We start from the raw sequence: 9,829 nt of genomic DNA, 5'->3' as shown, positions 1-9,829 counted from the left end.
CCTCAATCGGAGATGTCAGTCCCGTCGACTTCGAACTGCAATACTCGTCACAGACCGCGGAAGTTCAACTCGCCGCTTAACCCGTGTCCACTAACCGGGGGCAAGGCCACGGCATTGAGAACTCCTCGCTCGCCCAAGGCACTCACCCAACGCTTCACGGTGTCGGCATTTGGAAGTTCCTCGCTCGTTTCGAGCAAGAGAATCGCCCCGTCCAGGTCGGCGACGTCGGGCATCCGATTGGCGAGAGCGATCTGATCAATGACTTCGATGCATCCGCCCCACGTTGGACCTTCGGCCACCGTTGTTGCGCCCGCCCATGCCCACGGTTCGGTCGGTTCACGAATACCGAACTCCTCTAGAGCGCGGCGATCAGTCCACGAGATGCCGAAGTCTTCGGACTCGCCCGGATCGGTGAGGTCGATAATGCCTCCGTCAAGAAGCGCCGCACGCAGTGAAGCCACATGCACGTCATCGACATGCGGGCCTGGTCCGAGGTGAACTTGTGTTGAGCCACCGTAGTAGCTGGGCACCCCGAGGTTCCAGAGAAGGTTGTGCAGGTTCGTGTTGTCACTGTATCCGAGGAACGGTTTAGGGTTTGAGGCGAGGATGTCGGTGTCGATGTGTGGGATGACGGTGATCTGATCATCCCCTCCGATCGTTGCAAGAACCGCCCGAATACTCGGATCAGCGAACGCCGCCTCAATATCGGCAGCTCGCGCCTCGGCGCTCGCGCCGAGCTGCCGTGTCGTCGGATACTCAACCGGCACAAGCCCAGTAACTTCTGTGAGGCGTCGCATCGCCTGCTCGTGAACGGCCTCGGACACCGCAGGAGCCGCAAACGCCGGGGATAGGATCGCGACTCGATCGCCGACAGTGGCCTTGGGGACGTTAGTGAATGTGCGCATCCAGTCATTGAATCAGAGGATCGAATCGCCACGCACGTTCATAACGCCCGCTAAAAAGAACGACCTGCGGGCGTGGATAGGCTGGTCCGATGTTATTCCAGACCGAACATCTATCGGTGCGACAGTTTCGCCACGACGACCTCAACGACTTCTCAGCCCTCTGCGCGGACCCGAACGTGATGCGATTTGTCGGGGACGGGACCGTCCTCAGCCGCCCCGAAGTATCGCAGTGGATCGAAATCTGCGAGCGAAAGTACGTCGATCGCGGTTACGGCACCTCGGCCGTCTTCGACGCGCGATCTGGCGAGTTCGTAGGCTACTGTGGCGTGATTCGAGCGCCGGATCGAGACTTCGATGAACTCACATATGTCTTTCATCAGAAGGCTTGGGGCAACGGTTATGCAACGGAAGTCGGGATCGGCATGCTCGACCACGTGTTTCGCATCTCGTCGCTGGACTCGATCTCGGCGACGATCGAGCAGGAGAACGAGGTCTCCAAACGCGTTGCAGCAAAGTTGGGGATGATTGAACTGCCATTCGATTCTGATGGCGTGAGTTGTTGGAGAATTACACGCGAGCAGAACTGCGCTCGATAGCCCTATTTCGTCCCTGACGGGGAGCCCTGTTCACGGTGTCGCTAGACCAACCCCCTGCGGGATTCGCAACCGTGGAGTCCGGGGCACGATTGAGTATTTCTGCATCGCGAGGTTTCTACGCATTGATTTCGGTGAGGAGAAGGCGCTGCTCTTGATGGGTGAGGCCTGATCGGCGTTCCCGGTCGAGTCCGCGGGCACGTTCGTCCGCGAGCACGTCTTCGAGCGTCTCCTGCAGGTTTCGCTCGGTTCCGCCCGCTGCGAGGAAGCGGCTGCGGCTGCGGCGGGCGAAGGCGGAGTCGCTGCGAGGGAGCCATAGCGGGAGGGAACGAGGGCCAGCCCAGTAGTTCACGCTGTGCGCGGTCAGCCAATCATCCTCGGCGGAGATGAGTTCGCCAGTATGGCCTGCAACCCGGGCGGCGGTCAGCAGAACCGTGGCGAGTTCATGTTCGCTTCCGACGGCGTTGTAAATGCCGGTCAGGCCGCGCTGTCCAGCACTGATGAGCCATCCGGCCAGGTCTCGAACGTCGATGAACTGCACGTATCGATTATCAGCATTTGGCACGAGGACGGCTTCCTCGGGAGCCGCGGCGAGCCTGGATACCCAATAGCTGAAACGATCGCTCAGGTCGCCTGGCCCCGCGATAAGGCCCGGCCTCGCAATGAGTAGACGATCACCCACCGACGCAGCCGTGGCGCGTTCCGCGGCGACTTTCGCGTGCGCGTAATCGTCGAGGTCAGAGGGCTCTACGAGGATTGCGTCCTCATCCGCACCCGGTTCAGCGTTGCTCGCATACACGGACACGGACGAGACCAGGGTCCAGTGCGCAGTGCTGCCGGCCAAAGCCTCAAGCGCTCCGGCGACGAGATCCGCGTCATAGCTCAGCTCGATGATTTCGTCCCACGCTTCACCAGCGACGAGATCGTAGGCTCCGGGTGCTCGCCGGTCGGAGCGGACAAATGTCGCGCCGCGTGTGACTGCTCCAGATAGACCGCGAGCAAGGCACGTCACGTCTTGGCCTTGAACAGCCGACTGCTCGGCTATCTCTCGACCAAGCCAGGCGGTTCCTCCGAGAATAAGTGTGCGCGTCATAGCGACAGTCAATCGCACAGCCGAGATGAATCGATGCCTGATTCGCTCTGAGCGCAGGACCTATTAACGATCATCGTCGCAGAGATGGCAATCATCCTGTGATCCCGCGGTCGCCCGTAGGACGAACCTCTTCCGGTCGATCACAGCGATCCACGTGGGCAGCCAACGAGGATCGGGGTGCGCTCGTCTATGACTTGTTGAGCGCTGCCGCTGCGCGGACGAGCGCTTGGAATGCTGTGGCGTTTATCTTGTCGCCCTCGTGTAGGTCGATGGCTCGCCTCACGCTGGCGGTCTGGCTGGCGTTGAAGAGTTCATCCGCGTCGTCGAGCGAGGCGCCTTTCGCGAAGGTGAGTTTGACCTTGTCCTTGTAGGTCTCCCCGGTGCAGATGAGCCCATCGAGGCTCCAGGTCGGCACGCCGAGCGGGTTTGTCGTCTTCTTCCATTTGGTCTCTTCGACCACGTTCGGTTCGGCCTCAAGGATCAAGCCGCGAATGCGGGCCCGCATATCGCCTCGCCAGCCACCCAACGCGGCAATGATTTCATCAATCGACGTCATCGGAATCTCCGCTACCTCTCTGTCACACCGGGCGCAGCCCGCACGTCACCCATAGTATGAGACCCCGGAAGGAAGCGTGACGCGGATGGACGAGACTGCAGCTTTCGAGCGGGAGCGCCCCCGGTTGTTGCGTATTGCCGGGCGGATCCTGCGGGACAACGCAGAGGCCGAAGACATCGTCCAGCGAACCTGGCTGCGCCTTCACTCCACCGAGGCTGTCATTGACAACCTGCCCGGCTGGCTGACCACGGTGACCACGCGGCTCTGTTTGGACAGGCTGCGCGCCCCGAAACCGATCCTGGTCGACGACATGGCTTTCCCTTCGCTGATTGAAGATCCCGCAGATGCACTTGCCCTGGCCGACACGGTTGGCATTGCGCTCCAGGTAGTCTTGGACCGCCTCACGCCCAGCGAGCGGGTCGCGTTCGTGCTCCACGACAGCTTCAGCTTTGATTTCTCCACGATCGCCGCGATCCTCAGCACCACTCCCGCCGCCGCCCGCAAGCTCGCCTCGAGAGCGCGTAGCAAGGTCCGCCCGCAGGGCGTGCAGCGCCGCCGAGCTGACTGGGAAGTCGTGGACGCGTTTCTCGCCGCCGCACGACAGGGCAATTTTGAGCAGCTCTTGGCCCTGCTGGCGCCGGCAGTGGTGGTCGCCGGTGATGAAGCGGCGATCTCGGCGGGAACCCCCACCCGGATAGAAGGACGGAGCGCCGTCGCGACGATGTTCAACGGCGCGGCCAAAGCCGCGTTGCCGGTGTTCATCGACGGCCGCCCGGGCGCGGCCTGGTTTCATCGTGGCTCGCCGCGGGTCGCGTTTGATTTCAGGGTCGTCGGCGGGGTTGTGTCTCGGATCGATTTCCGCGCCGATCCGGCCGTTTTGGAACACCTCATCCGCCGCGACGCAGGAGAACAGCGGAGCTGACCGGCCGCCTGCAACAATCGAACCCGTTGTCAGCGGTCACACTTGCTGGCGTTGCATCGTTATACAGGTAGCAAACCTCAAACGGGGCAACGCGTTCACAGTTAGGATTCGAGTCGATGAAAACAATGACCTGCCGCCAGCTGGGCGGCCCGTGCGAAGAACCGTTGCACGGCAATACTGCTGATGAGGTCATCAAGGCCCAGGACCGCCACCTCAAAGACGCCGTCAAGGCCGGAGACACCACCCACGAGCAAGCGCACAAGGATATGAAAGATCGTTGGAAGCACCCAAAACGATCCATGGACTGGTACTCCTCCACCAAGACGGCGTTCGCTGCGTCACCCGAAGACGACTAACCGGGTCGCGGCCGCCCAAAGAACCGCACGGCCCTCTGCGAAACTACACGGCGAGACCTTCCTCAGCGCGCCCGCTCCGCTGTATCCCGCCGTTCCGTAAGCCGGACCTCCAGTGCGACGGATCCGGGGCCAAACCACCACGCGACCAAGCGAGCCGCAGCCGTGTCCCAAGGGAACCCCATACGGGACGAGGGCTCCTAAGTTGCGCGTCTTTCCTCTTTGATCATTGGGAACTTGGAGGGCGATTAGTGTAGGCCCGGAGTGGATCGGCATCCGTGCAGGTGCATATCGCTTCGTCCAGGTCGGTTCACCTCGCCAAGCCACCCTTGAGCGATGTCCTTTGCGATGGGAGACTCTCGGTCGTCGTGTAGGTGACGGGCGAGAGATTCTCGCCGAGCCGAGCCGAGCCGCGCCCCGGCTCGATAGCGACTAACTCATTGGCAATCCGTTGCACCTTGCTGCCGGCGCGAGTCGCATCGAGTAGAGAGCGCCGCTTTGTTGCGAGAGCGTCGATATCGAGTCCGGGCAAAAAATAGTATTCATCAGGCTTGAAATTTCGGAAGCCGTTATCAACTAGCGTTGAATTATGTATTCATACAATTTCTACGGCGTCGCCGCAATGGCCGGAATAGTCGCAGCATATATCGTCTGCTTCGTGCTTTTGGCTTTGCTTGGACGATTGATACTCGTTGCAACCCAAGCACTCCGCGCTTATACTCTGGCCAAGAATCTGCAGATGGATCTGCTACTCGCGGACACAAATGACGAAGACCTAAAGAAGTAGGCCATCTAAAGAAGAACACCGCGGTGGCCACGTTTCGTCCCGTACAAGGGGCCGGCTTACGAAACAGAATACGTAACACGCCGAGGGTCGGCGAAGTCATCGCTGTTTCCGTCGACGGGGTGGCGGGATTTTTTCCAGGTGTAGTCGCCATTCGGGTTGATGTGTTCCCGATATCCTTTTCAGTTCATGGGGACTAAACCACGCGACTAGCCCAGTTGCGCCCGTACCGCGAGCGGAACGTCTTGCGGGCGCACAATTAAGAGATCGAACACGAACGCGAAGACACGCCTGAATTCGCCAGACCCTCCGCCAGACGTCGGAGGTTTTTGGAAGACACTGCGTCCTACGCGACACGGTGCTCTCGCTGCTGCGGAACGGCTACAAATCTGTGTTCGGCTGCACCTGGGCGAGACCTGATCGACGTCCTATAGACAGCCATGCCAGCGGACCGACGACCGGTACGAAGATCGTCACGAGCGCCCAGATCATGGCTTGCGCTGAGGTAAGGCGTTTAGCGGTTCGAGCCATCGAGACAAGTGCTACGACGGCTAGGGCGATGACCAGAACCGAGAACATAGTCCACGCGATGTCGTACCCGACGGGAATGATTGGATTAATGGAGTTGCCCATGTCGTCAGCTTACGGCGGAGGTTCTGCGAGCGGCAACGGTACCGGCGGCAACGGTCAAGCCCTGTGTTATGCGTGGGCAGCCCGTAACCGGAAGGCTCAACGGGTACGCTGACGCCTAAACCGCCGACATCCGGTCGGGCAATCCGTCACCGACCACCTCAGAGGATTGCCCGGTTTGGCTCCCGAACGTAGGGTTGAATCATGGCTGAGCATGAAGAGTTGGCAGTTTTTCTGGGTGACTGGCATGCCGAGGGCACCTCTTATGGTGGTGACGAGCAGTCGCTGGATAATCCGCATGCGGGAGCGAGTCCGTGGAACAGCATCCACTCCGCCCGGTGGCATTCGGGCAACTACTTCATCGTGCAAGATGAGCGCGCGAACGGTCCGTTCGACACACTTAGTCTGATGGGCTGGGACGCTGAAGCCGGCCGCTATTTCGCCCGAACGGTCGAGAATCACGGCTTCGCACGCGATTACACTCTGACTGTCGACGGTCATACTTGGACGCTGACGGGCGAGCACGAGCGTGCAACGTATCGATTTGGCGAAGACGGTCGCAACCAGGAGATCGCCTGGGAGTGGAAACCCGCTGACGTATGGCTACCGCTTTGCGACCGCACCGCTAGTCGCATCAACTGATCGAGCACCAACGGCTTCCAACGGTGGGTAAGTCTGCCTAGCTCTGTGTCATACGGGAACCTCCTGCGGGCTGCTTTCGCAATGCTGGAGCGGCCGATGGCGCACCTTCCGAGTGGGAGTTATCGCTGGACGCTGGACGCTCGTGGCTCAGCCCATTCCGGTTGGTCTGCTCCCCACGGGCGGCCGATCGATCTGTAGCGATTCGGACCGCCGCTGATGCTGATCGCGGGTGCGGCACAGGTGACGGTTCCTCCTGGCGTTTCCGTGTTCACGGTTTGGATCTCGTAGGGGCCGACTTCGGTTGGTGCGGAGTGAGGCTGGGCGAGTAGCTCTTGAGCGACCCGGGCCAGTGAAATGTCGACGGTCCACCCGTGCCCGTCGAGGTGCCGCCGGCGAAGTGCTGACATGATCCCGGCGGCAAGTAGGTACCCGGCGGAATGATCCAGGGCTTGGACGGGCAAGGCACCTGGTCTGCCGGTGCCGTTTGCGTGGATCTGGGCGATGCCGCTGGCTGCTTGAACGATACTGTCGAATCCACGACGCTCGGCCCAGGGGCCGCTTCGCCCCCACGCGCTAACCCGGCCGATAACGAGCCCTGGATGACGGTTGTGAAGTTCGACCGGCGAGAGACCGAACCGGCCGAGGCTGTTCGGCCTGTATCCCGTGACAACAACGTCGGCGTCTGTCAGCAGCTGTTCGAGGCAGTCTCGATCTGGTTTGTAACCGAGGTCAAGGAGCGCGGAGCGCTTCCCTTGCCCTGTATCCAGGTGCTGCCAACGGAGTTCCGGCATGCCAGGGCTGTCGATGCGCAGGACATCTGCCCCGAAGAACGCGAGACTGCGAGTGGCCACCGGCCCGGCTATGACCCGGGTCAAGTCGAGCACCCGAACGCCCTCCAGCGGCGCGTAACTGTCAGCCGACCCCCGTCTTTGGAGGCCCGAGTCTTCGCCCTGCTGTACCAGGCGAATAAAGGGTTCCGCTGCCAGGGTTTGAGCTTGAGGATGTCCTCTCCAACTACTCGGGCTGCGAACCGCGCTGATGATCGCACCTGAGTCTGCGGCTTCATCCTCCAGACTGAGAGCGCTGCGGTGCGAAATCGCGTGCGCTATAGCCTCGGCGGAAGCGGAACCGTCCAATCTCAGAAGTGAGCGCAAAGCTGCTTCGTGATGGGGATAGTTGGCGTGAGTGCGAACCCAGCCGTCGCTGGAGGCGAAAAATCCGGACAAGGGTGCCCACGCTGGAGCGGGGTTCCCGTTCCATCGGAACAGTTGGTCGCTCCGGTAGGCGCCGGCGACGAGTTGCGGCGCAATGCTCACCTGCGGAACTTCGCTCGCTTTGGGATTACGCACTCCCGTGCGGACAAGGTGCAGCAACGAGGCCATGAGCTTGGTCGCCGCGATGCTGTCTGCGGCAAGATCCGCAACTGGCAGTGGCGACGAAAGCGGCACGGGTCCGGCTGAACGAACCCGATTCGTTAGCTCCGGAAGTTCCGCGGAATCGGAAAGGAACGTGCTGAGGAAGGTTCCCATCGGTTGCCTCCCACACCCTCGACCGTTCACGTGGGCGTGGAGCCAAACGGTCATCGGTGAACCCCACTTTATCCCCACGGCACGGGTTGCAATTGGCGACGCTGAGGCCGAGCAATTAGGCACGGATTAGAGCCGTCGATAGGTCAGCTTTAACGGTGGCGGCTCCCGTCAGAGTCGCCGTTGACCTCCGGACACGAATGCGCGGTCGTCAGCAGAAGTGTCCGTTTGCCGAACCCCTTGCGGGAAGTGGTGTCTGAACTTATGCAAGCCAGTTTGCAGAGGTGTCGAAAATCTCTTGAAGCTCGTTGATGAAGCGGGCGGCATGGAACCCGTCCGCGGCAGCGTGATGGATTTGCAGGGTGAATGGGAGTGTCACTTGCCCCGTCTGCTCGACGTACTTACCGAGAGTGAAGATAGGCAGGTAGTGGTCGTGTCCGTGCGCGATGTTCAGCTCGAATCCACTGAACGACAGCCAGGGCAGACTTGAGATGTCGAAGATGTTCTCTGGCACGTCGCCTTGAGGAAACATTGTGGTCGCCGTTCGATGTGTCGACAGCAACGCCACCGCCTGTTCGTAGAACTGTGAGAAATCCTGGTTATATTCGGCCCAGACACTCGCGAAGGTCTCGCGGTCGGGATTCAACACAGTGAACGCCGGATGCACAACATTCCAAATCGACGGATGGCCCTCCTTATCGACAGCCATCCGAAATTCCTCGTGATTGTTCACGACGGAGGCGATCGCCCAGATTTGTGCCGGATAGATTTTTCTGCCGGCATTCCGCAGCGCGGCTACAAAACAGGTCGCATCGAGCTGGACCGTCACGCTGTACGTGCACGGAACACGGGTTCGGAAATGGTCGAAATGTTCCCGACGCGGCCAGGTGGCTAGGTCAAGGGGTGTTTTGTGGTCCACAAAAGCATCTTCCCCCATCCCGACCTTCCCCACGGTCCAGTCGCCACAACCGAATACTGAGCGCCCGTAAGCCGGACCTCCAGCGGGCGCGTTAAAGCGTGATTCCGCTCAAGTCGATTCGCGGAGCAAGTTGCCCGTAAGTGGAACCCTTTGCGGGACGTTCGAGGACGTTAGGGGCCGGTAGTTCGCGCCGCTGCGATATCGGACGATATCCGATCAATTGTCGCTTTCTCAGCCCATGACGAATCGATTCGCGCTTCGGAGACGAAGGCCAATGGCTGCCAGCCGTGGTACCAGTCCTTCATCTCGGCGCTGCCAAACGAGACTGACTTCGCACGCGTTACGTGCCGGCTCAACGTCTCTGCAAGGGTGAGATCGTATGCGTAGAAAAGGGTGGTCCCCGTCATCTCGAGACTGAGCTGTTTAAGCATTGATTCGTAGCGTGTGGCATTCAGGATGCCTTCGACGATAACGACGAGGCCTCGTTTGAGACAGGTCGATACTGCTTGCTCCATGAGATCGATGTGGAGTGCGCCGGCAACATCGCCTTCTCGTAACACCGTTCGACGAAAATAATCTTGTTCAATTAGCGCGCATTCGCCGGCGGCGAATCGCTTTTGGACGCCCCGAGCGACCGTCGACTTTCCAGACCCGGAGTTGCCGCGGAGAACGACCAGGACAGGGCGTAGCGATGAGGTCGTCATCACACAACGTTAATGGCGATCTGTTCCAGGACCGCCCAGTATTAGGGAGCCCTTAAGCCAAACGATGACCGGGCAACTCAAACGGAGTGCACAGCCTGGAAATTCCCCGGTTCGGTCGGTACGGTAACGAAGCAACGAACGCCCGGTGGGCACGGTGATCGAATGGAACAATAATGACAGGCACCACGCTGGCACCAGTTAT

Annotated in this window: 12 protein-coding genes; 5 read left to right on the top strand and 7 right to left on the bottom strand. The window is 60.4% G+C overall.

What is annotated here, in order from left to right; genetic code table 11:
- Positions 1 to 47: 47 nt before the first annotated feature.
- Positions 48 to 905: a S66 peptidase family protein gene (locus tag E3T41_RS17245; protein ID WP_134479477.1), complete on the bottom strand. Its 858-nt coding sequence runs from the start codon at positions 903 to 905 to the stop codon at positions 48 to 50.
- Between the two features lie 89 nt (positions 906 to 994).
- Here E3T41_RS17245 and E3T41_RS17240 point away from each other — a divergent pair, with 89 nt between their 5' ends.
- The gene (locus E3T41_RS17240; RefSeq protein WP_134479476.1) at positions 995 to 1,501 is read left to right on the top strand and encodes a GNAT family N-acetyltransferase; all 507 of its coding nucleotides are present in this window, start codon (positions 995 to 997) and stop codon (positions 1,499 to 1,501) included.
- 115 nt (positions 1,502 to 1,616) lie between these two features.
- Here the strand turns inward: E3T41_RS17240 and E3T41_RS17235 are convergent, their stop codons facing one another.
- Both E3T41_RS17235 and E3T41_RS17230 read right to left on the bottom strand, forming a co-directional pair.
- On the bottom strand, positions 1,617 to 2,591 hold the full coding sequence (locus tag E3T41_RS17235; protein ID WP_134479475.1) for an NAD-dependent epimerase/dehydratase family protein: 975 nt from the start codon (positions 2,589 to 2,591) through the stop codon (positions 1,617 to 1,619).
- A 187-nt stretch (positions 2,592 to 2,778) separates the two neighbouring features.
- Complete coding sequence (locus E3T41_RS17230; protein WP_134479474.1) at positions 2,779 to 3,147, bottom strand: DUF1801 domain-containing protein; 369 nt, start codon at positions 3,145 to 3,147, stop codon at positions 2,779 to 2,781.
- An 85-nt stretch (positions 3,148 to 3,232) separates the two neighbouring features.
- Here E3T41_RS17230 and E3T41_RS17225 point away from each other — a divergent pair, with 85 nt between their 5' ends.
- The 3 genes from E3T41_RS17225 to E3T41_RS18090 all read left to right on the top strand — a co-directional run bounded on the left by E3T41_RS17225 (position 3,233) and on the right by E3T41_RS18090 (position 5,209).
- Positions 3,233 to 4,069 carry a sigma-70 family RNA polymerase sigma factor gene (locus E3T41_RS17225; protein WP_134479473.1) on the top strand — a complete coding sequence of 279 codons (837 nt, stop codon included), beginning with the start codon at positions 3,233 to 3,235 and terminating at the stop codon, positions 4,067 to 4,069.
- A gap of 116 nt (positions 4,070 to 4,185) precedes the next feature.
- Positions 4,186 to 4,425, top strand: coding sequence for a hypothetical protein (locus E3T41_RS17220; RefSeq protein WP_092342623.1), 240 nt, complete (start codon positions 4,186 to 4,188; stop codon positions 4,423 to 4,425).
- Between the two features lie 586 nt (positions 4,426 to 5,011).
- Positions 5,012 to 5,209, top strand: a complete 198-nt coding sequence (locus E3T41_RS18090; protein ID WP_104081153.1) for a hypothetical protein — start codon at positions 5,012 to 5,014, stop codon at positions 5,207 to 5,209.
- A gap of 378 nt (positions 5,210 to 5,587) precedes the next feature.
- Here the strand turns inward: E3T41_RS18090 and E3T41_RS17215 are convergent, their stop codons facing one another.
- The gene (locus E3T41_RS17215; protein WP_092342600.1) at positions 5,588 to 5,839 is read right to left on the bottom strand and encodes a PLDc N-terminal domain-containing protein; all 252 of its coding nucleotides are present in this window, start codon (positions 5,837 to 5,839) and stop codon (positions 5,588 to 5,590) included.
- 201 nt (positions 5,840 to 6,040) lie between these two features.
- Between E3T41_RS17215 and E3T41_RS17210 the strand changes: the two genes are divergently transcribed.
- Positions 6,041 to 6,478 carry a DUF1579 domain-containing protein gene (locus E3T41_RS17210; protein ID WP_134479472.1) on the top strand — a complete coding sequence of 146 codons (438 nt, stop codon included), beginning with the start codon at positions 6,041 to 6,043 and terminating at the stop codon, positions 6,476 to 6,478.
- 119 nt (positions 6,479 to 6,597) lie between these two features.
- On the opposite strand, the gene E3T41_RS19130 is transcribed toward E3T41_RS17210, so the two are convergent.
- From E3T41_RS19130 to E3T41_RS17195, 3 genes are all read right to left on the bottom strand, one after another.
- Positions 6,598 to 7,860, bottom strand: a complete 1,263-nt coding sequence (locus tag E3T41_RS19130; RefSeq protein WP_370257987.1) for a CoA transferase — start codon at positions 7,858 to 7,860, stop codon at positions 6,598 to 6,600.
- Between the two features lie 406 nt (positions 7,861 to 8,266).
- On the bottom strand, positions 8,267 to 8,923 hold the full coding sequence (gene catA, locus E3T41_RS17200; RefSeq protein WP_241991226.1) for a type A chloramphenicol O-acetyltransferase: 657 nt from the start codon (positions 8,921 to 8,923) through the stop codon (positions 8,267 to 8,269).
- Positions 8,924 to 9,093: 170 nt separating this feature from the next.
- Complete coding sequence (locus E3T41_RS17195; RefSeq protein ID WP_134479469.1) at positions 9,094 to 9,627, bottom strand: zeta toxin family protein; 534 nt, start codon at positions 9,625 to 9,627, stop codon at positions 9,094 to 9,096.
- Positions 9,628 to 9,829: the final 202 nt, after the last annotated feature.

It is taken from the genome of Cryobacterium sp. Hh38, assembly GCF_004403235.1.
GTDB lineage: Bacteria > Actinomycetota > Actinomycetes > Actinomycetales > Microbacteriaceae > Cryobacterium > Cryobacterium levicorallinum.
The sequence above is the reverse complement of the archived record's forward strand: the minus strand, read 5'-3'. Positions and strand labels throughout refer to the sequence as shown.